Origin of the sequence: Ensifer sp. 4252 (genome assembly GCF_050434565.1) — a bacterium.
In the GTDB taxonomy this organism is placed as follows: domain Bacteria; phylum Pseudomonadota; class Alphaproteobacteria; order Rhizobiales; family Rhizobiaceae; genus Ensifer.
Window position 1 is genome coordinate 1 of sequence record NZ_JBNDIU010000026.1, and the last position, 20,600, is coordinate 20,600.

Sequence of the window (20,600 nt, forward strand, 5' to 3'; positions counted from 1 at the left end):
GAGACGATCACCCGCTCCGACTTGTAAAGACCTGACGATTTCAACCCGTCGAGTTCCGAGCGGAGATGCGAAAGAAAAGCACTGGTCATGGCGGGTAAAACCTCACTCTGGCTGACGGCACTCTTGGTGTCGCTGCACTGGGAAATCCATATTGAAACAACGAGGACGGGACGGTTTCCCGATCGTTTGCCCCGTTCGTCCGGCCCTCAAGCGCTACCGGCAGGCTGGCTGCCGCAAGCGCGTGAAGGCCGACGCTCGGCGCTGAAGTCAGGCCGCGACTGCAAACCCGTTGCGGCACAACTCCTTGAGTTCGTCGAGCGACATCGCGTCGAGATCAAGGGCTTTGAGAAGGTCGTTTTCCGCAGTGAAATCGCGGCCATACATTGCCGAGAAAATTCGAATGCCCGCCTCATGCAGTTCCGCGGGGTGGCCAGCGAGACGTCCGATCTTCGCCGTCATGACCAGGCCGAAGGGCACGTCTTCCGTCACATAGCGACTATCGGCGGTGGTCGGGCCGCTGCCACCATTGCCAGCCTCGTGCATCTCCTGGTTCATCTGGGAGATGGAGCTCATCGGCACGTGGAACGAGAGGTGGAAATGCTGAAAGATGTTGCGGACCTCAAGGCCGAGCTTGCTGGCGATGGCGATGCGCTCCTGGTCGAGGTCCTCAAGAAGGCGTCCGACGTTCGGCGTCACGTTCTGGCCCTGGCTCCAACTTTCGCCGCGCTCCATCCGGGTCATGTTGCCGAGCGCGATGCCCATGTGGTTCTGCGGATTGAGGTTGGAGAGCGCAATCGCCATCAGGCTGCCGCGGTCGAGGAAACGATCGCCGAACAGCGACTGGCAGACCGCGAGGCCCTTGGCGCTCTCTGACGCCGGCACCGTCGCAAGATCGACCTGCTTGCGGATCGTGTTCACATTGACCGAGGTCGGGCTCAACTGCCTGCCCGACACCGCCGTCGTGCCCCATGCAACGATCGGAACGACGACGCCGCGCGCTGCCAGCAGGCGCGATAGGTACAGCGCGCCAAACGATGCGTGCGAACTGAAGATGACGATCTGCAGCGGCGTGATATGCGGCGCGATGGCGTCGAGGACAGTCTTGTGGCCATAGGCCGGCAGCGCAATGACAAGCGCCTCGGCACCTGCAACGAGATCCTGCGCACTTGCTGCAACGGCCGGATGGAAGGTGCCCTTGATCGCTCCTTCGGCAACCAGCGCCTGGCCGCTGGCCAGGGCGCGCGTCCGCTCGCCGGATGGCGACCACAAGGTCACTTCGTGGCCTTGCTGTTCAACAAGCGCCGCCGTTCCAAAAGCGATCGAACCCGCGCCGACTATTCCTACCCGCATTGTCATTCCCTTTTCTGCTCATGAATTCGGCCGGCTGGCCGATCGTTATTTCGGACGTATCGACGTTCTCGGCGTGTTCGGTCCGACGTCGCCGGAAGCAACCACCAGGAATGCCCCCGCCCCGACAGGACCGACGCTCGTCAGCGAGTGTGGGACGTCGGCCGCATAGCGTGCGGTTTCTCCGGCCCGCACGATCATCGTGTTACCGGCGCTGCGCACCACGATCTCACCCTTGGTGCAGTGCAAATGCTCGACGGTCCCGGTCTCATGCGGGTCGCTCACCAGTTCCCCTTCGGCCTCAAAGCTCAGCAGGTACCATTCGATCAGCGACACCATGCTGGCCGGGGACAGGATCTGCAGCGTGCAACTGCCGTCCGCACTGCGGATGGTCGGCGTCAGGTTTCCCGGCTGGAGATCGATGATGGAACCGCCGCGCTCTTCACTTGCGCCGCTGACCAGACTGTTGAGGTCGATCTTGAGCGCACGCGTCAGATGCCACAGCGTGCCGTAGGTCGGGTTGGCGTTGCCGCGCTCTATTTCCGACAGCATGGAGCGCGACACGCCCGACATGGCAGCCAGTTCGGCGAGTGTCAGATTCAACTCTTTTCGATATGCCTGCAAGCGTGGCCCTATCTCGGGCGGGTTGACCAACACCATGGTTTGTCCCTCTTTGCCAATCGAGTGAGTGCCTCCTCCTGTCATTCCCTGATCGGCTCGCCGAGCGTGTGCATAAGCCGGTTGGCCCAGCCGAACAGAGACGTGGACAGAATGAGATCGAGGATTTCCTCCTTACCTAAACCGGCCTCCACCAGCGCCGCCATATCATCGGCGCTTGCTTCGGACGGGCATTTCGAAAGCTTGACTGCAAAATTCAGGATCGCCTTCAGCCGCGGCTCGATCTCGGCATCGACGCCATCGGCGAAAATGGCTGCGATCACATCGGCACTTTTGGTCAACTGGTTGTAGCGACTGGCATGAACGGCCGCGCAATAGATGCAACGGTTGACGATGGAAGCACCGACGGCCCCGATCTCGCGCTCGGCGCGTGACAGGCCGCCGCTATTATACATCACCCCGTTGAAGAGCGGGCTTCTGTGCGTCAGCGTTTCGACGTCATGCGCCAGCACCAGCACGTAGTCCGAGACCTTGGTGTTGGATGGTGTGACCTTGAGCGCTTCGAGCTGCTCGGCGCTCGCATCCGCCAGGTTGAGCGGCGTCACATAGGGCTTCCAGACCGGAATATCGGTGGTGAAGTCGTGCACGATCTCGCTCATGCCAGCCCCCGCATCAAGTCCAGGCCGACGGCAACCCTGATCTGGTAGCTGACGAAAGCGACAAGTTCTGAAAGCCGCACGATGTCGTCATCGGCAAGGCCGGCTTCCTGAAGCAGTTCGATGTCGCGACGGGTTGCCTCCTTGGGCGCATGCGCCACCAGGTCGACGTGGCGGATCAGCGCCTTGGCGCGGATATCTTTGCCACCGTCGAACCAGATATCGGCCATTCGGGCAGCGGCGTCCGGCGCACCCGCTTTTTCCAGCAATGCCTCGAAATGATCCTCGAAAGCCTTGTCATCATTGATCTTGGCGATGCGCCAGGCAAGTGCAGCGCGCTCGGCATGCGACAGGCCGCCTGGATTTTCCGGGGTCAGCGCACTGTCATGCGTCTTCTGGGTCAGCACCATGATGTCGGCCCGCCCCGACACGACGCCGGCGATCGCACTGCCGGCCCCGATGCCGACGATCGCGGCAATCACGTCTTCGTTCTCAGCCATGTCGTCCTCCTATGCCTGCTTGCGATCGTTGACCGTTACGCTGTCCGGCAAGGGCGATGCCGTCCATTCGTCGCCGCGCAATTCGGGCGTGTCGTAGTCAAGCAAACGCTGCCAATATTGGTCGAAATTCTCACTGTAGAGCTTGGCTGCGATCTCCCGCACCAGCCACGACGCGCCCTCGCTGATACCAGGAATGTCACCGCTGACCTTGCCGAGGCTGGCGGCCGCGCCCGAATTGAAACTGTGGATGTTGGCAAGCCACGGCGCCTGGCCCGGTTCGCGCTCGAGGAAGCTGAAGTCGTCGGCGAGATAGGGGAACCGGCCGAGCTGGTCATTCTCTTCGCCCGCGGACGGCGTGAAGCGGTCTTGCCACAAAAGGATCTTGTCGGCGTAGCCGTCGAGCTCCTTGCGCGCCAGCGGATCGACGCCGAAGCCAGTGCCCAGAATGAGGAAATCCGTGCGGACCGACTTGCCCTGCGACGTCTCGATGGCGATCTCGTCACCGTCGAGTTCGACGCTTTCGACCGCGGCGTCAAAATGGAAATAGGCGTTCGGATGACGGCTGACGCGCATCGTCGAACCACGCGGCGCGGGTGTCTGGGTGCGCAGCGAGTAGTTCATGATCTGCCACCGCCTGGCGTCACCCAGCTGCGGGAATGCGGCGGTGAAGCCGAAGGAGCCGATACCCATCAGCTTGTTGATGCACGGCATTTCCTTGCGCCGGATGAGATGGCGGACTTCGGAAGCCCCTGCCTCCAGCGCCTCTGCAGCGTTGTCGACGGCCGACGCGCCGACCCCGACAACCACCACCCGCTTGCCGCTGAGCGCAGCAAAGTCAATCTCGTGGGAGGAATGCGCCCAGAATTTCGCCGGCAGATCGCTGACGAAGTCGGGAATGCTCGGATGACCCATGCCGTCGCGGCCGGTCGCCATTATCACCTTGCGGGCGAGCACCGACGTTTGCCGGGCGCCCTTGCCCGTTGTCGTCAGCCGCATGAAAGCGCCTTCGGGCCGGATCGCCTTGACCTCAACGCCGTTTTCAACCGGCAGGGCGAGCACCTTGCGGTACCAGCGCAGATATTCCATCCACATCGGACGCGGGATTTTGTCGAGCGCTGCCCATGCCTCATCGCCGAACTGGGCAACATACCAGGCACGGAAGGTCAGCGAGGCCATGCCATAGGCTGGGCCGGTCAGTTGCTTTGGCGAACGCAGGGTTTCCATGCGCGCATAGGTCAGCCACGGCCCTTCAAGGCCCTCGTCGCTGCGATCGAAGATGCGGATGTTTTGAATGCCAGCGCCGATCAAGGCGAAACTGGCGACGAGGCCGCACATGCCGCCACCGATGACGACGACGTCATGGACCTGTTCTTCGCAAGCCGTGGGCACGACCCAGTTTGCCGGCGGATAGCACAGGCAGGCTAGGTCGTCTCGGACACGCTGCTCCAGCTCCGGCAGGCTCGTCGCCGCCGATGGGACCGGTGTCTCTACGTTATAGGCCATGGTTCACCTCCGTCGCCCAATGGAACTTAAGTCCGCATTGGCCGCCTTGCCTGCTTGTGGACCCGCACCAATGCGATGCGGGCCGTTAGTTGATTATTTGTGAGCGTGCCGGTCAGGAATGACCGTCGCCGTCTCGGGCTTCCAACCGACCCAGATGTCCTCGCCGTTAAGTTGCGCGACATCGCTTGGATGCACAAGGGTGTTGAGCAAGGTGCCCTCGCCGACTTCGACCATCAGCGACGTGTGGTTGCCCTTGAACACCCGTTGACGGATCTTGCCCTTGATGCGGTTTCCGCTCGTCGGCTCGGCGGCCGAACAATGGATCGCCTCCGGCCGCAGGACGACGTAGAGATGCTCGCCGGCCTTCGGCGAAAGCCCGCCTGGGTTTGCCTTGATGGTAATGCCGTTCCAGCTGAGGGCCGCGACATCGCCTTCGGTTCCGACAACGGTGCTGCGCAAAAGGTTGGTCTCGCCGATGAAGTTGGCGACGAAGACCGAGCCGGGGCGGCCGTACAGCGTATGGGGATCGCCCATCTGCTCGATCCTGCCCTTGTTCATGACCACGATCGTGTCGGACATGGTCAGCGCTTCCTCCTGATCGTGGGTGACGAACATGAAGGTCTTGCCGGTCTTTTCCTGAATGGCCTTGAGTTCAATCTGCATCTGCTGACGCAGCTTGGCGTCAAGTGCGGAGAGCGGCTCATCGAGCAGCAAGACGTCCGGATCTGGCGCAAGGGCGCGCATGAGCGCGACGCGCTGGCGCTGGCCACCGGACAGCTCGGCCGGCAGACGATTGGAATAGTCCTGGAGCTGGACCAGTTCCAGCAGCTCCGATACCCGGCGATGAATGGACCGGTTGTCGAGGCCCTTCAGCTCGAGGCCGAAGGCAATGTTCTTGGCAACGGTCATATGCGGAAACAGGGCATAGTCCTGGAAGACGATGTTGACGTTGCGCTTGTTGGGTGGAACCTTCGTGACATCCTTGCCGCTCAACAGGATGCGGCCGGACGTCGGCGTCTCGAAGCCGCCAAGCATGCGTAGCGACGTCGACTTTCCGCATCCGGAAGGTCCGAGCAAGGTGACGAACTTGCCTGCCTCGATGCTCAGGTTCAGGTTGTCGACGGCGACGTGCTTGCCGTAGCTCTTGTTGACATTGTCGAATTGGACGACGGGTTCCATCAGCGGGTCCTCGCGCGGCGGGTGAGATGTTCGGCGTACAGTCCGACAGCGGCCGTAACCACGAGGACAAGTGTCGCCATTGCGTTGATTTCGGGAGACATGCCGCCCTGCACCTTGGCAAAGATCAGCATGGGCAAGGTCGGACGATAGCCACCAAGGAAGAAGGTTCGGACAAAATCGTCGATCGACAGAAGCACGCAGAAGATCATGCCGCCGAGGAGTGCCGGCCCGAGATAGGGCAGCGTCACGCGGAAGAAGGCAACGACGCTGTCGGCACCAAGATCGCGGGCCGCATCGACGAGGTTGCCCGGCATCGAGCGCAGGCGGGTGAGCGCCATGACGACGACGAACGGCACGGCGTGCACGGTGTGGCCGAGGATGATTGCAGCCGTTCCCGTTGGCATATCGATGGTCGAGATGAAGATGCGCAGCGAAATCGCCGAAATCATGCCGGGCACGACCGCCGGCAGACAGGCGAGCGCGAAGATGATGACCTGGCCGCGGACGCCCTCGGCAACGATGAGCATGGCTATCCAGACGCCGAGGGTCGTCGCCGCAAGCGTCGTCGCTCCCGCGATCATGATCGAATAGAGGCAGGCTTCCAGGAACTGCTTGTCCTGCATCACCTTGACGTACCAGTCGAACGTCCACTCCCCGATCGGGAAGGCGACGAAATTGGCGCCCTTGAAGCTCATGGCCATCATCAGCGTGAGCGGTAGAAGCAGATAGAGGATGAAGGCCCAGTAGAACGCCGTCAGTGATGCGCGCGGGGCATCGGAAAACAGGGTGCGCATTAGATTGCTCTCCTTTTGCGCCCGCCGACCAGCCGCATGAAGATGGCGGCGGCGACAAGAGCGGTCACCAGCATGATCAGGGCGAAGGCGGCACCAACAGGCCATTTGTCGCTGGCGCCATGGAAGAAGCCGCTGATCGTTTCGGGAAACAGCACGGTGTTGGGGCCGCCGAGCAGCATGGGGGTCGCAAAGACGCCGATGCATGTGAGAAAGACCAGGCAGCAGCCCGATACGATGCCGTCGCGCGACAGCGGCAGAATGATCCGGCGGAAGCGCGTGAACGGACCGGCACCCAGATCGGCAGCTGCATCGAGCAACGGCGACGGGATCTTTTCGATCGCCGAATAGAGCGGCAGCAGCATGTAGAGGCAGATCAGATAGACAAGGCCGAAGCCCAGCGAGAAGGATGTATAGAGCATCGGGATCGGCCGGTCGATCACGCCGATCTCGCGCAGCAGAACGTTGACCGCGCCACGGTTGGCAAGCAGCATGATCACCGAGAACGTCCGGATCAGCTCGCCCGCCCAGAACGGCACGAGCAACAGCAAAAGCGCCTTGGAGCGGCCCTCGGGCTTTACGACCTTGGCGACGTAGTAGGCAACGGGATAGACGACCACCAGGGTGGCAGCGGTCGCCGCCGTCGCGAAGATGAAGCTCTTGATCAGAGGCGTGAAGTAGATCGATTCCCGAAAGAAGATCGCGTAGTTGTCGAGGGTGAAATGCGACTCCACGCCCGGTTGGACCGGATAGTGCGACAGAAGGCTGATCTTCAGCATCTGATAGATCGGCCCGACATGCAGCATGATCAGCCAGATCATCGGCACACCGGCCAGAAGGATGATGCGACCGATCCGCGACTCCACTGCCGCTCCCAGCGTGTGCCGGTAAAGCGCGGAGTTGACGACCTTGGCTATGCCGGTCGAATATTTCGGCACGGCCGCCTCGTGCAGCGTGCCGTATCCGGCTGTCGTGTTGCTACTCACCATGAAACGATCTCGGTTTGGCGCAGCCCGACCGGCACCGCGCGGCGTCGCCGGCAGTCGGTCATTGCGCGTTGTTGGCTGGAAGGGGCTCGCAGACCGGCAGCCATCCCGGAGCTTGCCGAAGCGCTCCGGGACAGGTGCAAGCTATGCGAAGCGTCGCCCGATCAGGCCGCCTTGACCTCTGCGGTCGCGCGGTCGATCATTTCGTTCTTCATGTCGCGGTTGACCGACGAGAAGAAGATGATGCGGTCGACTTCTTCCTGCGGAAGCGTCGAGGCAAGCTTTTCGCGCTCGTTCAGCAGATCGCCGACGCCGTTCATGGTCGAGCTGTAGCCCGACTGGCGGGTCATCGCAGCGCCGACTTCCGGGTTTGCGAGGATGGCGTCGAGCAGCTTGTAGGCATTTTCCGCGTTTGGCGCGTTGTTGACGACGTTGAGCGTGTAGCAGAAGCCGAACGTGCCTTCCTTCGGCACCGACAACTGGATCGGATGACCGTCGATGATCAGCTTCGCAGCCGGGCCCGACCACGAATGGGCGAGATAAATGTCCTCGTTGATGAACATCTGCTGCACTTCAGAACCGGCATCATAGTACTTGCGCACCATGTCCTTGTTCTTGATCAGGAAGTCGCGCGCTTCGTTGGTCGCCTTCTGGGCAACGTCTGCTTTGCCGGCATAACTGACGAAGTCGCCGTCATGGCCGAGATATTGCATGACGATGGTCATGAAGTCGCTGACGATGTAGGAGGTCTGGCCTTTGAACTGCGGATCGAACATGATCTCCCAGCTCGGCGCTTCCTTCACATAGTCGACGTTGCGGGCGAGCCCCTCGTAGCCGGCCAGGATCGGCAGGCCCCACAAATTGCCGTCGACACGCGCCCAGGGAGCGTCCTGATAGGCGGTGTTGAGATTTTTCCAGTTGGCAATCTTGCCGGTGTCGAGCGGCTGGAGCAGCTTTGAGCTGATGAACTGCGAATAGCGGTGGCCAGCAACAGTGACGATATCGGTCGAAGGATTGGCACCCTCGGCGGTGAGCAGGTTGTACTGCTTGCCCTGGTCGTCGGTCAGGCGGATGCGGACCTCGATACCGGTATCCTTCTGGAACTTGTCGATGAATTCCTGCGGCAGGAACTTATCATAGGTGGTGATGTTAAGGACACCATTGTCAGCCCAGGCCGGGCGCGGACGAATAATGTAAGGCGCCGCAAGAACAGCCCCTCCTGCGCCAAGCAGTTTCAGCGCAGTTCTACGGTTGATGGATACAATTTCACTCATTTAAGTCCCCCTTTTTTAGTTTTGACTTGTGAGAGCAGGTATTTTGGAATGTCTATACGCGCTGCGGACGCATTGGTCCGCCGGCAACATGGCTGCCTGGGCGTGATTTTGAAGAAAAGGCCTCCCCGCCTTTGTCCGGTATACCGAACTTTGTGTCCGCTAAACAGGAATTGACCTGTATAATGGATGAATGTCAAGCAGCCTTTATGGGAAAGTTACTGGGTCTCGCACTGGACAGGTCAAAACCAGGCCTGAGAGATGGCGCTGAGATCACACGACGGAGACCGCGCAGCACAATTGCATTAGCTCTGTCACTGAAAGTCGTGCGCAAGAGCGATTGCTTTCCTATATCGAGAAATGCCAAATCCGGCACAGTGACATGTTTTCGATGAGACAGGGTTGAACTTGATGACCGAGAAATCCCCCGCCGATAATTTCCCCGCCGGCTATGAGCTTCCTAAGGTCTGGACCTGGGAAGCGGGCAATGGCGGCGCGTTCGCCAGCATCAACCGCCCGATCGCTGGCCCGACCCACGACAGGGCACTGCCCGTCGGCAAGCACCCGCTGCAGCTCTACTCGCTCGCCACGCCCAATGGCGTGAAGGTCACGATCATGCTCGAGGAGCTTCTGGCTGCCGGCCATTCGGGCGCAGAGTATGATGCCTGGCCAATCCGCATAGGCGATGGTGACCAATTCGGTTCCGGCTTCGTCGAGGCCAATCCGAACTCCAAAATCCCAGCCATGATGGACCACGCGCCGAAGGGCGGCGGAGCACCGGTCCGCGTCTTCGAATCGGCTTCCATCCTGCTCTATCTCGCGGAAAAATTCGGCGCCTTTCTGCCGTCGGAGCTTCGAGCCCGCACGGAAACCTTCAACTGGCTGTTCTGGCAGATGGGTTCGGCCCCCTTCCTCGGCGGCGGTTTCGGCCATTTCTACGCCTACGCGCCGATGCACATCAAATACGCCATCGACCGCTATGCCATGGAGGTGAAGCGTCAGCTTGACGTGATCGACCGCCATCTGGAAGGCAATCAGTTCATGGCCGGCTCCGAATACACCATTGCCGACATGGCGATCTGGCCCTGGTACGGCAACCTCGCACTCAATCAGGCTTATGGCGACGCCGGCACGTTCCTCGATGTCCAGAGCTACAGGCACGTCCAGCGCTGGACGGCCGAAATCGCCGCCCGTCCGGCGGTCAAGCGTGGCCGTATGGTCAACCGGCTGAGCGGCGACCCGTCAGAGCAGCTACACGAACGCCACGACGCCTCCGACTTCGACACGAAGACGCAGGACAAGATCGAGCAGAAACAGACAGCGTAAGGAGAATAGAATGGCGAAGTTGGCTGATATGACGAAACACCGGGGTTTTCCCTACGCCATGCCGGGTACAGGCATCCAGTTCGTCATCCGTCGCGCCAATCCAAAGGGGGCAACGCCGATCAAGGCATTGCCCCGCCATGCCCGGCCGGGCTCGGGGGCGCACCGCATCGACGCGGCATTCCTCCACGCCCTTTGGCATCATTTCGGCGCGGAGCCGTTCGAGCGCGGCAATCTTGACGCCGCCCGGCTTAACCTCCTGTTCGGTCGCGAGGTTATGGCTGTCGAAAAGGATTTCGATCCGGTGTCCTATGAGGCCCTGCTCGTCATCAACGAAAAGGTCGCCCGCCAGAGCTTCCCGGAATCCTTCCAGGACGTCTTCGAGGTGTGAAGGTAACGGGCCGCGATCAGTGCAACTTCCGCGGCCCGCACCAGCAGATACCGGGATCAACGGCGACATGAGCCAACCGTGAGGCGGATGGAAACTCTCCGGACACGGACGCGACAATGCCTCGGCGCGATGCAGGCCCCGACCCACACAAAATCCGTCGGGTAACGCTTGAAGAGTGAAACGACGCGAGTGTGGGCGAAAAACTTGCGAACGCTGTGGTGAACAAGGGATCCCGATGAAAACGAAGATCGCGAAGACGGTGTTCGCCGGCGCGGCGGCACTTCTGGCAACATCCGTCGCCATGCCCGTCCTTGCGACCGATGGAACTGTCGTCATCCGCAATGCCGCGATCCATACCATGGCATCGTCCCAGGATGAGGCGCAAGCTCTGGCGATCGATGCCAAGGGCATCATCGTCGCCGTCGGCAAGGAAGCCGATGTGCTGTCGAAGGCTGGACCGGATGCACGTGTGATCGATCTCGGCGGCAAGGCGGTTCTGCCAGGCTTTCAGGACGCCCATGTCCACCTCATCGCGGCCGGCGTCAACGAGATCCTCTGCGACTTCGAGCCTTTCGCGACATTGAGGCAGACCCGAGAGGCGATCGAGGCCTGCGACGCCGAGACGGAGAGCGAATGGGTCCTCGGCTCAGGTGTGAGCATGCCGCATCTGCTTGACCAAACGGACGACCCGGTTGCGGTGCTGGACGATATCGTGCCCGACCGACCGGCTCTCATCCTGGATGACATCGGACACGGCGCCTGGGCCAACAGCAAGGCGCTCCAGGCGGCGGGTTATGACACGATAAAAGGGTACCCGCTTGGCGGAATCATCCTGCGCGATCCCGGGACTGGCCGGCCCAACGGCATCGTTCTTGAAAATGCCCAGCAGAAGCTGCGCAATCTGGCTTTTCCCGATACGCCTGAAAACGAAGAGTTTGTCTATGAAAGCATGCTGCCGACGCTGAAGACCTTCGCAGAGAACGGCATCACCACGATCAGCGATGCCGGCGGGTTCTGGCCCCAGGGTCACGTCAAGGCATGGGAGACAGCCGAGCAAAACGGGACGCTGACGGTGCGCGCCTTCAACGCCCTCTACGTTTACCCGGATCTGCCTTTCGACGAGCAAATACAGAAACTCGCGAAGCTCTACAGCAAGGATCCGGATCGGCTCCTGAAGTTCAACTAGGTGAAACGCTATGTCGATGGCATTCTTGAGCAGCGCACCGGTGCGGTGCTGCAGCCCTATCTGAAAGGGCCGGGCATCGATCATGGCTTCGACTCAGGATTCCTCTACTTCGAAACAGCGGTTTTGAATGACTACGCACAAGCCCTTTCGCGACTCGGCTTCAAATTGCACTTCCATGTAACGGGCGACCGGGGCGCGCGCTTTGCGCTTGATGCGATCGATCAGGCGGACAAGAAGGCCGGCCCGCATCGTCTGACGCACCTCTATCTGCTCGACCCGTCGGACTATTCCCGCTTTCGCGAGACGGGGACGGTTGCTGATTTGCAGTTGGCGCCAAGCTCGCTCGCACCTGATTACATCGCCTTCATCCGCAAATTCGTTGGTAAGCGCGCCGATCACATGATGCCGGCGGCGAGCCTCGAAAAGAGTGGCGCGACCGTGGTGATGAGCAGCGACTTCGACGCGGATGAGCTCTCGCCGCTGGTCAAGATCCAGGCCGCCCTGGAACGTCCGAAGGAAGGGGCGCGGGATGTGCGCACCGCGGTCAAGTGGATGACCGTCAATCCCGCCCGGCTCCTGAACCAGGAGGACCGCACCGGAACGCTCGAAGTGCGAAAATTCGCCGATATCGTGGTTCTGGAGCGAGATATCTTTGATATCCCGATCAACGAGATTGGAGAGACAAAAGTCGAGGCGACCCTGCTACAGGGTAAGCCGGTCTACGATGCGGACAAACTTTTCCAGCCAAGATGACGTACCGCAAGCGGCTATCTCGTCGCGCAGCCCGGGTTCGGCACGAAAATCCCGAACTCGATACTCCGGCACAACCAGCTCGGGCAGCGAACCAAACTGCAGCGCCTGAAGGGCGCTGGAACTGCTGCAAAAAATGCGCCACCTCTGCCCCGCGCGGAAGCCTGCCCCGTTTGAAGGCCGCCGGCTAGTTCGGAGCGATTGCCTTGACACCGGCAGAACTGAGTTGGCCGCACCGCCAGACGCCGTAGCCAGCGTGGGTATCCCAGTCATAGTAGAAAGCGGCTTCCAATCGTCCTGCCGACATTAGGTCGTTAAAAACCGATCGTATCGCCGCAACCGCGTCGGTGCGCTTCTGGTCGTCGAGCGGGCAGGAACGGGCGGAGTTTGCCACACCCCATTCGGTGATCCAGCAGGGCTTGCCCGCGTCCCCTGCCCCGCAGAAACGAAGGAGTTCGCGGATATCGCCGGCAAGCTTCGGCCCCGCCTTGCGCCCCGGATAGACATGAATGCCATAGGCATCGACGTGCTCGTCGAGCCCACGCAATTTGAGAAGCGTGATCACTTCTTGCGGGTCCAGGCGCTCCATGCCCCGTTGGTCCGCCTCCCCGGCGCTCATGTCGGACAACCCGGCCGAAACGACCACGGCGTTGCGGCTATGGTTCGTCGCCTTCAGCTCCTGCCGGGTAATCCTGGCAACCTCCACATAGGTTGCCAATCCGCGTTCGAAGGCCTGCCTGTTGCGGATGTCGGAGGCACGGCGCGGCGTCGCAGAACCGGGTTTTCGAAAAACGACGAGATCGCCATTGTAGGCGCTGTAGTTGATCTCGTTACCGGGCTCGACGGCCATGAGCGTGACGCCGGCATCGTCTAATCTGCGCAACGTCGCATTGAGGTTTTTACGGTACTTCCCCGGATCGAGGTCGGAAAGGCGGCGAATGTCCCAGATCCGCCCGAAGCCGGTCCGGGCGCGAACCTCATCGGCATAATAATCCGGGTTGGTGAGCTGAATCTCCAGCAAGATCTTCAACCCGAGGCCATGGGCGATCTCGATCGCGTCGATGCTCCGGTCAACCGGGGCCGACAGGGAGAGCCGCACGTGGGTTGCACCGCTTGCGGCGATGTCGCCCAGGATTTTTCTCTGCTCGCCGGGCGTCAGCCAAGCGAGATTGACCCTGTTGATGCCGACGATACCGGCCGGGTTTTGATCGCGTGCGATCGCCGAGCCGGTGCAGAAGACAGGAAGCGAAAGCAGCGCGCAAAGAAGGACTCTGTGCGCTGCAACCTTCCATGCGACGCGCTCAGATCCCGATCTGACCAAGTACATTTCTGAAGTTGGCTTCACAGGCCCGATAACGGTCGATGGCCGCCTCTGCGTCAATCTTGGACAGGAAATTCGAGAGGTAGGTCCGCTTGTCCGCGTCGCGGTTCCAGGTTCCCGCCTCGATATAGGGGAAGCCGATGAACTCCAGCATTTCGCGCATGCGATCGTCCACCGCGATCATCAGCGCTGGCACACCGGCCTGCATGCCGATGATGCAGCCGTGGAACCGGCGACCGAAGCACATGTCTCTTGTCGTCGTCCAACCTCGCCATTGATTGGTATCGAAGAAAGCGATCAGCTCGTGTTCGCGCTGCCACTTCTCCTTGTGCTTGTACTGCGTCGCTCCGGTAATCCGGCCACTGGCACGATCGTAGACCGGGATCATGTCGTCTCCCGGCAGATCAAGATTGTAGGCGATGACCTCGTCCTGGACGACATAGCTGGCGACGGACTTCGGCCCGAGCAACGCGTGCGCGTCGACGATCGTATCGGCGACGCTGCCGAGGTAACCGCCGAAGGCGATCTTCTGCGCATCGGCCAAAGCCGGATTGGCGAGTGCCGTGAGCGAGCGGACCATCTCGTTCGGCGCGAAATAGAGTGAGGGGCAGCCCGTTGGCTTGACGAATTTCATCCCCTGCTCTCTCAGGAACTCCGCGGTAAAATAGCCGCGCGTCAGGAAGAAGCTTTCCCGGTTTCTGAGAACGTCCAGGAACTTGAGCGTCCCGGCCGGCAGCAACTCCTTGAGGCCTTCCTTGCGCTGGATGCCGATGCCCATCACCACCACGGGCATCTTCAGCTTGGCGAAAACCTCTGCTTCGAGGTCAGCGGAATATCCGGGCCGCAACAGGTTGGCAGAAGCGAAGACGCAGATATCGAATTCGCGGTTTGCCTGCTCGTAAACATCGTCGGAGGTGCGGTTGTTGACGAGGTGCCAGAAGGGCACATAGGTGACGTCGTGCCCGCGCAGGCTTTGGGCTGCCCCTTCGCCGATCAGGTAGTTGCCGGTATTGGCGATTTTCCTGACCTGGGAGAGGAAGTCCTTCTTCGCCGACACCTCGTCGAAATAGGGGCGGTGGTGCACCGTCATGCCGGCAACCGAGCCGATCGTGCGCTGCAGATACGAGGGGATCCCTGTAAGTAAGATACGCATAACTGTCCTTTGAACGAGCCCTTGGGAGGATGCCGGGTTCAGCCAGAGCGTTTCCAGCTCGAACGGAGCCGCAGAAACGCTCTGTCTCTTTGTTTTTCACGCACTTCCTGACGGAAAACCGCGTCGTACTTTCCTGAAAATGCTCTACTGACCGATGCCGATTTCGCGCAACGTAGAACGGAACGCACGCTCCCGATCGGAATATCTGTCGACGAGTTCCGAGGCATTGAGCTTCCTCAGATGGCCGGCGACGAATTCGCTGCGGTCCTCGGCGCTGTCGATCTCGTTGATGTCGACCGCCGGCAATCCGGTGTAGCCGAGCATTTCGCGCATGCGGTCGTCTACCGCGACCATCAGGCTCGGCACGCCCGCCTGCATGGCGATGATCGAGCCGTGGAAACGGCGGCCCAGATTGAAATCCATCGACGAAGCCCAGGCTCGCCACTGGTTGGTATCAAAGAAGGTGCGCACCTGGAAAGGCTTGCCGAGCCTGTCGGCGCCGGGATAGGCGAGGTCGCCGACCATCGTGCCCGACGCCGTGTCGTAAACGCGCCCCTCCGCGTTGGGCTCGACGCTCATGTCGAAATGGAGGAACTCGTCCTGGACAACGTATTGCGGGACGCTGTTGCCACCGGGCAGAGCCTTCGCATCCAGGACCGTGTCCTGGTTGCCGCCGAGGTAGCCGGAGAAAATGGTGCGCGCCTTGCCGACATCGACCTCAGGCAGTTTTCTGAGCGATTTCCGCATATTGTCGGGCATGAAATAGACGGACGGGCAGCCCGTCGGCCGCACGAAGTTAAAGCCTTGATCTTTCAGGAAACCTTCCGTCTCGAAGCCGCGCGTCAGGAAGAAGTGCTCGCGATCCTTGAGGATGGCGAGGAGCCGCTTGGTTCCCTCCGGCAGATTGTTCTCGAGGTCCTTGCGGTTCTGCTGGCCGATGCCGAGCATGACGATCGGCATCTTGAGCTTCTCGAGCACATCCGCCTCGGCGTCCGCCGAAAGGCCCTTGCGCAGCAGGTTGGCGCAGGTGAAGACGCAGATATCGAAATTCGCGTTGAACTCGTCGAGACCGACGCCATTCTTGGCGCAATTATAGAGATGCCAGAACGGCACGTGCTTGGCGTGGGGTGAAAGCGCACGCAGGGCCCCTTCGCCGATGAGGTAGTTGCCGGTGTTGCTGATGTTGCGCAGCTCCTGCAGAAACTCCTCTTTCGTCTCCGGCTGTTTCTGGCGCTCCGCATAGGAGACGGACAAACCGTGGGCGCCGTTGACGAGGCGGGTGTAGTGACCGGGAATACCGGTCACAAGAATCCTTGCAGGCATGCAATCGACCTTTCTGCTTGATAAACCGGCGTGGCTCAGCCAGCCGCCCGGATACCAGCGTCTACCGCTGTATCCGCTGGAAAGACGGCGGTTCTCGCCTGGGACGAATTGTCGACCCAGGTGTCGCACCACGCGAGAAACTGCGAAAACGAGGATGTCCACGAACGACGGGATGCAGTCTTGATGCAGCCCTCTATCAGCGGAGCAAGCTGGTCCGGGTTGAGGGCAACCTTTTCGATGGCCTCAGCCATTAACCTGACGACTTCGGGATCGGCCGCCGCATGGATCAGCACACCGTCTTCGCCGTCGATGATGAGCTCGTCGACGGCCCCAACCGCCGTGGCGATGGGAACGCATCCGAGCTGCTGCGCCTCGGCAATGGCGAGCGGTGCACCTTCCCAACGGGAGGGCATGACGAGCACATCCGCCCAGGACAGCGCCTTGATGAGTTCCTTGCTAGCGAAGGCCGGTGGGCGGACATCGACGGAGAGATCCTTCAATCGTTCCGTCCATGAGACGCTCGAGTCGGCAAGAATTTCGCCGCCGACTGCACGCGCCTCGAACGGAACATTCCTCGCCCTGAGTTCGGACAGCGTCGCGGCCAGCCTGTCGATTCCCTTCTGCCGGTCAAGCCGCCCCATGTAGAGTACGTGCAGACGCCCGTCGCTGCGCGGCTGCCGGCGGGCGGCGATCACCTCTGCCTGGACTTTCGGCGGAACCGAAAAGCCCGCGCTGTTGGAGACGGCAAAGACCTTTGCGTGCGGCACTCCGAAACTGTGCAGGTAGGTCTTCAGCTGTTCAGAGCAGGTGAGGAATGCATCGTAGCAATGTTCGTGGGCGATGGCGGCGAAGGGTTGGCCCGCAGGGCGCTTGAACGCTGTGTTATCGACGACGTGAAGATAGCATGCCGTGCGCGTTCCCTCGGAACGCAGCCGGGCGATGAGGGGATGGACGGCCATGACATGGTTGTTGATCACCAGATCGAAACCAGACAGTTGGCCCTTCAATGCCTGCCAATCGACCCCATGCTCTTCGGCGATGAAATCCTGGCCGAGAAACGAACCCGACCCGCCCCACGCAGGAACGCCGGCATCCCAGAAGTGGATGTGATCGAAGCTCTGATCGAATTCGTCGATGACGTCCATCTTGGCGCTGCCGAGCACGAACAGATGCGTTTCGAAACCGGTCCGCTTGAGTTCTCGCGCGACGGCATAAATAACCTTTTCAGCCCCACCGAACGAAGCGTTCGGCACCAGCAGCGCGGCGGTCCGCCTGCCGGAGCTGTGGCCGAGCGGAAGGATCGGCGAGCCTCCGATTTCCCTTCGCAGCTCCTTGTAGAGGCTCCCATAGGGCACCAGCCGCGAAGGCCGCCATGTCCACCGTTTGCCCGCCGTATGACGCAAGGGGCTCGAAGCAATGGCATTGATGCAATTGATCATCATCTGCTGCGGCGTAATCAGCGATCGGCGCGACAGGCTCTTGGGGAAGGGAAAGCGAACTTTCAGCAGCGTCACTGTCGGCCAGATCTGCTGGTTGCCGATCGACGCGAACCACTCCAGCGCGTTGTTCTGGATCACGTCTCTGACCAGCGGCGTCGGAAGGAAAACGAGGTCCGCCGGACCGACGTTCTGCGAACCCGCCGGCAGGGCAATCGCCTCGATCCCGCGCTTCACGCCATCATTTGCAAGCTGCACGAACAAGGCGTTGGTATTTTCGCTCAACCGCTCCAGGTGGGCGAGAATGTTTGGGAGCATGCGCGAGCGCAGCAGCAAATCGAAAGCCGAACCACTGCCTGCCACAAGAAAGGGCGGGAAATGCACGTTGTCGGGTTCGCCGACATTCGCCCAGAACGCCGGAATGATGTCGTCCAGCCGAAGCACGGTCGGCGCCTTGGTCGGATCGGTAAACAGCGAGATCGACGCATTTTCGGTGCGTGCAAAGAGATAGCGCGGCGCTTCCTCATGCTCGAAATCGACGAGCATCGGCCGGCGATACAGAGCCTTGTGGCGTTTTCTGAGGTAGCTGACCGATGTGGCGCGTTCCCGGTTGGCTTCCTTGAAACGGCTTTCGGCGCGCAACCGATACTCGAAGACCGTGTCGTGGCATGGCACACCGACGAAGCCGTTCTCGATGCAGGACAACCAGAATTCCCAGTCTTCAAATCCGTTCTGCCGGTCGTCGCTGAAGCGCACGCCAGCGCGGAAAACGTCGATGGAAATCAGCGATCCCGTGTCGCAAATGTTATCGGTGATGCAGTGAGCCAGCCGCGAATATTGATTGCCGTAATGCGCGCGCCAGGACACGGAGAACGTATCGATGTTGGTATAGACCCAGCCACAAGAACTGCTGCCGAGCTTTTCATAGAGCGTCTCGATCGTGCGAGGCAGAACGCGATTGTCGGCATCGAGGAAATACACCGCCCGCGCCTCGGGCAGTTGCTCGAGAATGAACTCGATGGCGCGATTGCGGGCACCGCCCGGCCCTGCGTTGCGGCCGAATATCACGTGAATGAAAGGATGGGCCGCAGCATAGAGCAACAACTGGTCGAACGTTTCGTGGCACGGATCGCCATCGACCGAAACCACGATTGCAAGTCGGGATGTGCTCAGATCGGACGCCAGAGCGGATTCGATGGCTTCCAGGACAAGCGCCGCATGACCGTAAAGCGGCATCGCGATGGCGATGAGATCGGCCTCCGGATTACCTGGCATTCAGGGCCTCCGTCGATTGTTTTACCAGTCGGAAACTCGACAACTTGAGCCAGCAAAAATCGACGGTGTCGCCCACGGCCCGGCTGAGGATGATCAGATCCATCGGAACGCGGATCGCCTCGTCCATCTGCATGCTGATGCTGATGGATTGCTGGGCACCAACCTCGCGCCAGCCGCTGAACAGGGTCGAAGGTTTTACCGAGCCCTTGCGTGCGAGCTCGGCGACTTCCGCGCGGGCGTTCGAACTGGCGGGGCTCAAGAGAAAACTGACGGCTGCAGGCGCGCCCTTGGGATGATCGATAATGGCGCTGGCCGACAACGAGACGGTGCCAGGCTCGATGGCGCGATTGATTGCCCCGGCTGAGATGCCGCTCGGCAGGGGGTGACAGACGATCGCATGTTCGTGTTCCAGGAACCGGATGGTCTGGAAATCCGGGACGATTTGGGTCACCGAAACGTCGGTTATCTGGCTGAGCTTCTCCAGCCCAAGCCTGTAGTCGACGGTGAATTGTCCTTCCAGCAAACTGGTGGGAGCGATCATGTTCGCCGTGCTGGCGGGCTTGACCCCGGGCAGCCCCGTAAACACCCGGAACGCGAGCGGGCGCAGATCGAGGTCAGGATGCGGGTGTTCCGATCTCGCCGAGTAGCGCTCGCTTGCGATGTGGTGCCCGAGCGAAAGGCCAAGCGCGTCCGAGCCGCTGGCCGATACGCGCAGACGAAGGGTTCTAGCCGCGCCGCCGCAGGCACGCGGCAACGAAAAGAAGTTCCAGCCGGAAACCAGGCCGACATAGGGAACATTCCATTCCGCAACGCCTTCGCCACTTTCCAGGTAGTTCAAAGTGACGATCAGCTCTCCACTGCCCTTCGGCAATGAGTGAAGGTGAAGCGCAAAGCCGGCGACCCCGAGGCTCGAGACGGGCAGGAGCTGCTCTATGAACGCGCTGCTCAACAGCTGCCCCACGCCCTCATCCTTCGGATCGGCAAAGGGATCATGGGCAAAGACTTCGGCAACCGGCTCCCAGTTTCGCGCATGGAAGGCGTCTTCCAGAAGGCGATAGTTTTCGAACAGCTCTTCGCGCTCACGCCGGAGCATGGCGAGTTCCGACGTGATCGAAGCCGAATATCGGGCAAGTCGGCCCACGCCGTCTTCGGCAAGCGCACGCAGGAGCGCCGAGCTCTCGGCCACATTGGTGGGGTCAAGACGCAAGACCGCCAACTCTGGGATAGTTCGCAAGGCCGACAGTCGCTCCAGCCCCTTCTTCAGATCCACCTCTCCCTTGTCGGAAAAGGCGACCGCAGCAATCGGAAACGCATCCTTCAACGTGTCGAAGGAACCACCATCGGCTTCCACGTAGTCCACCAGATGGGCAACATTGCTGCCCTGCAAGATCGCCCGATCGCGATCCGATGCCAGCAGCAGCTTTTTCAAACCGAGCCGAGGCCCCAAGGCGGATTGTCTTACTTCTTGCACGTAACGCCCTCAGAAGAAACGATAACGCATATCGATGGAGTTTCTGAACCGGCGACAGATATACTGTCGATCGCCATTCATCACGCTAACTACGTAGCAGTGAATTTCGCAGTGCACAAC

The 20,600-nt window shown here is 60.8% G+C and carries 16 protein-coding genes and 1 pseudogene; 3 read left to right on the forward strand and 14 right to left on the reverse strand.

The genetic code is table 11. The features are described 5' to 3' along the window. Window positions 1–267: 267 nt before the first annotated feature. From ABIE33_RS30570 to ABIE33_RS30610, 9 genes are all read right to left on the reverse strand, one after another. Entirely contained in the window at window positions 268–1,350 is a 1,083-nt protein-coding gene (locus ABIE33_RS30570; protein WP_429132043.1) for an NAD/NADP octopine/nopaline dehydrogenase family protein, read from the reverse strand. A gap of 45 nt (window positions 1,351–1,395) precedes the next feature. Continuing rightward, on the reverse strand, window positions 1,396–2,007 hold the full coding sequence (locus ABIE33_RS30575) for a helix-turn-helix domain-containing protein (protein WP_429132045.1): 612 nt from the start codon (window positions 2,005–2,007) through the stop codon (window positions 1,396–1,398). A gap of 41 nt (window positions 2,008–2,048) precedes the next feature. Then, window positions 2,049–2,624 carry a peroxidase-related enzyme gene (locus ABIE33_RS30580; RefSeq protein ID WP_429132047.1) on the reverse strand — a complete coding sequence of 192 codons (576 nt, stop codon included), beginning with the start codon at window positions 2,622–2,624 and terminating at the stop codon, window positions 2,049–2,051. Next, a complete protein-coding gene (locus ABIE33_RS30585) occupies window positions 2,621–3,121 on the reverse strand; it encodes a CMD domain-containing protein (protein ID WP_429132049.1) in 501 nt (166 codons plus the stop codon). Before ABIE33_RS30585 ends, ABIE33_RS30580 begins: the two co-directional genes overlap by 4 nt. Before the next feature lie 9 nt (window positions 3,122–3,130). Further along, window positions 3,131–4,624, reverse strand: coding sequence for an NAD(P)-binding domain-containing protein (locus tag ABIE33_RS30590; protein WP_429132051.1), 1,494 nt, complete (start codon window positions 4,622–4,624; stop codon window positions 3,131–3,133). Between the two features lie 93 nt (window positions 4,625–4,717). Beyond that, the gene (locus ABIE33_RS30595; protein WP_429132052.1) at window positions 4,718–5,803 is read right to left on the reverse strand and encodes an ABC transporter ATP-binding protein; all 1,086 of its coding nucleotides are present in this window, start codon (window positions 5,801–5,803) and stop codon (window positions 4,718–4,720) included. Continuing rightward, window positions 5,803–6,597 (reverse strand): ABC transporter permease, encoded by a 795-nt coding sequence (locus tag ABIE33_RS30600; protein ID WP_429132054.1) that lies wholly within the window; start codon window positions 6,595–6,597, stop codon window positions 5,803–5,805. Before ABIE33_RS30600 ends, ABIE33_RS30595 begins: the two co-directional genes overlap by 1 nt. Next, entirely contained in the window at window positions 6,597–7,583 is a 987-nt protein-coding gene (locus ABIE33_RS30605) for an ABC transporter permease (RefSeq protein WP_429132056.1), read from the reverse strand. Before ABIE33_RS30605 ends, ABIE33_RS30600 begins: the two co-directional genes overlap by 1 nt. Window positions 7,584–7,744: 161 nt before the next feature. Continuing rightward, the gene (locus ABIE33_RS30610; protein WP_429132057.1) at window positions 7,745–8,854 is read right to left on the reverse strand and encodes an extracellular solute-binding protein; all 1,110 of its coding nucleotides are present in this window, start codon (window positions 8,852–8,854) and stop codon (window positions 7,745–7,747) included. Window positions 8,855–9,262: 408 nt separating this feature from the next. Here ABIE33_RS30610 and yghU point away from each other — a divergent pair, with 408 nt between their 5' ends. The 3 genes and pseudogenes from yghU (at window position 9,263) to ABIE33_RS30625 (ending at window position 12,504) form a co-directional block, all read left to right on the forward strand. Next, window positions 9,263–10,177, forward strand: coding sequence for a glutathione-dependent disulfide-bond oxidoreductase (gene yghU, locus ABIE33_RS30615; RefSeq protein WP_429132059.1), 915 nt, complete (start codon window positions 9,263–9,265; stop codon window positions 10,175–10,177). Between the two features lie 10 nt (window positions 10,178–10,187). Continuing rightward, a complete protein-coding gene (locus ABIE33_RS30620; protein ID WP_429132061.1) occupies window positions 10,188–10,565 on the forward strand; it encodes a hypothetical protein in 378 nt (125 codons plus the stop codon). Window positions 10,566–10,923: 358 nt separating this feature from the next. Next, window positions 10,924–12,504, forward strand: a pseudogene (locus ABIE33_RS30625) (amidohydrolase). 184 nt (window positions 12,505–12,688) lie between these two features. Here the strand turns inward: ABIE33_RS30625 and ABIE33_RS30630 are convergent. The 5 genes from ABIE33_RS30630 to ABIE33_RS30650 form a co-directional block, all read right to left on the reverse strand. Then, the gene (locus ABIE33_RS30630) at window positions 12,689–13,828 is read right to left on the reverse strand and encodes a glycoside hydrolase (protein ID WP_429132063.1); all 1,140 of its coding nucleotides are present in this window, start codon (window positions 13,826–13,828) and stop codon (window positions 12,689–12,691) included. After that, window positions 13,803–14,975 (reverse strand): polysaccharide pyruvyl transferase family protein, encoded by a 1,173-nt coding sequence (locus ABIE33_RS30635; RefSeq protein ID WP_429132065.1) that lies wholly within the window; start codon window positions 14,973–14,975, stop codon window positions 13,803–13,805. Before ABIE33_RS30635 ends, ABIE33_RS30630 begins: the two co-directional genes overlap by 26 nt. Before the next feature lie 144 nt (window positions 14,976–15,119). Then, on the reverse strand, window positions 15,120–16,298 hold the full coding sequence (locus ABIE33_RS30640; RefSeq protein ID WP_429132067.1) for a polysaccharide pyruvyl transferase family protein: 1,179 nt from the start codon (window positions 16,296–16,298) through the stop codon (window positions 15,120–15,122). A gap of 35 nt (window positions 16,299–16,333) precedes the next feature. Further along, on the reverse strand, window positions 16,334–19,009 hold the full coding sequence (locus ABIE33_RS30645; RefSeq protein ID WP_429132068.1) for a glycosyltransferase: 2,676 nt from the start codon (window positions 19,007–19,009) through the stop codon (window positions 16,334–16,336). Continuing rightward, window positions 18,999–20,480 carry a DUF6212 domain-containing protein gene (locus ABIE33_RS30650; RefSeq protein ID WP_429132070.1) on the reverse strand — a complete coding sequence of 494 codons (1,482 nt, stop codon included), beginning with the start codon at window positions 20,478–20,480 and terminating at the stop codon, window positions 18,999–19,001. The genes ABIE33_RS30645 and ABIE33_RS30650 overlap by 11 nt, the downstream gene beginning before the upstream one ends. Window positions 20,481–20,600: the final 120 nt, after the last annotated feature.

Bases quoted from the DNA above. Each gene is read 5' to 3' on its own strand.
- ABIE33_RS30570 (WP_429132043.1), bottom strand. From the start codon at position 1,350: ATGCGGGTAGGAATAGTCGGCGCGGGTTCGATCGCTTTTGGAACGGCG.
- ABIE33_RS30575 (WP_429132045.1), bottom strand. From the start codon at position 2,007: ATGGTGTTGGTCAACCCGCCCGAGATAGGGCCACGCTTGCAGGCATAT.
- ABIE33_RS30580 (WP_429132047.1), bottom strand. From the start codon at position 2,624: ATGAGCGAGATCGTGCACGACTTCACCACCGATATTCCGGTCTGGAAG.
- ABIE33_RS30585 (WP_429132049.1), bottom strand. From the start codon at position 3,121: ATGGCTGAGAACGAAGACGTGATTGCCGCGATCGTCGGCATCGGGGCC.
- ABIE33_RS30590 (WP_429132051.1), bottom strand. From the start codon at position 4,624: ATGGCCTATAACGTAGAGACACCGGTCCCATCGGCGGCGACGAGCCTG.
- ABIE33_RS30595 (WP_429132052.1), bottom strand. From the start codon at position 5,803: ATGGAACCCGTCGTCCAATTCGACAATGTCAACAAGAGCTACGGCAAG.
- ABIE33_RS30600 (WP_429132054.1), bottom strand. From the start codon at position 6,597: ATGCGCACCCTGTTTTCCGATGCCCCGCGCGCATCACTGACGGCGTTC.
- ABIE33_RS30605 (WP_429132056.1), bottom strand. From the start codon at position 7,583: ATGGTGAGTAGCAACACGACAGCCGGATACGGCACGCTGCACGAGGCG.
- ABIE33_RS30610 (WP_429132057.1), bottom strand. From the start codon at position 8,854: ATGAGTGAAATTGTATCCATCAACCGTAGAACTGCGCTGAAACTGCTT.
- yghU (WP_429132059.1), top strand. From the start codon at position 9,263: ATGACCGAGAAATCCCCCGCCGATAATTTCCCCGCCGGCTATGAGCTT.
- ABIE33_RS30620 (WP_429132061.1), top strand. From the start codon at position 10,188: ATGGCGAAGTTGGCTGATATGACGAAACACCGGGGTTTTCCCTACGCC.
- ABIE33_RS30630 (WP_429132063.1), bottom strand. From the start codon at position 13,828: ATGTACTTGGTCAGATCGGGATCTGAGCGCGTCGCATGGAAGGTTGCA.
- ABIE33_RS30635 (WP_429132065.1), bottom strand. From the start codon at position 14,975: ATGCGTATCTTACTTACAGGGATCCCCTCGTATCTGCAGCGCACGATC.
- ABIE33_RS30640 (WP_429132067.1), bottom strand. From the start codon at position 16,298: ATGCCTGCAAGGATTCTTGTGACCGGTATTCCCGGTCACTACACCCGC.
- ABIE33_RS30645 (WP_429132068.1), bottom strand. From the start codon at position 19,009: ATGCCAGGTAATCCGGAGGCCGATCTCATCGCCATCGCGATGCCGCTT.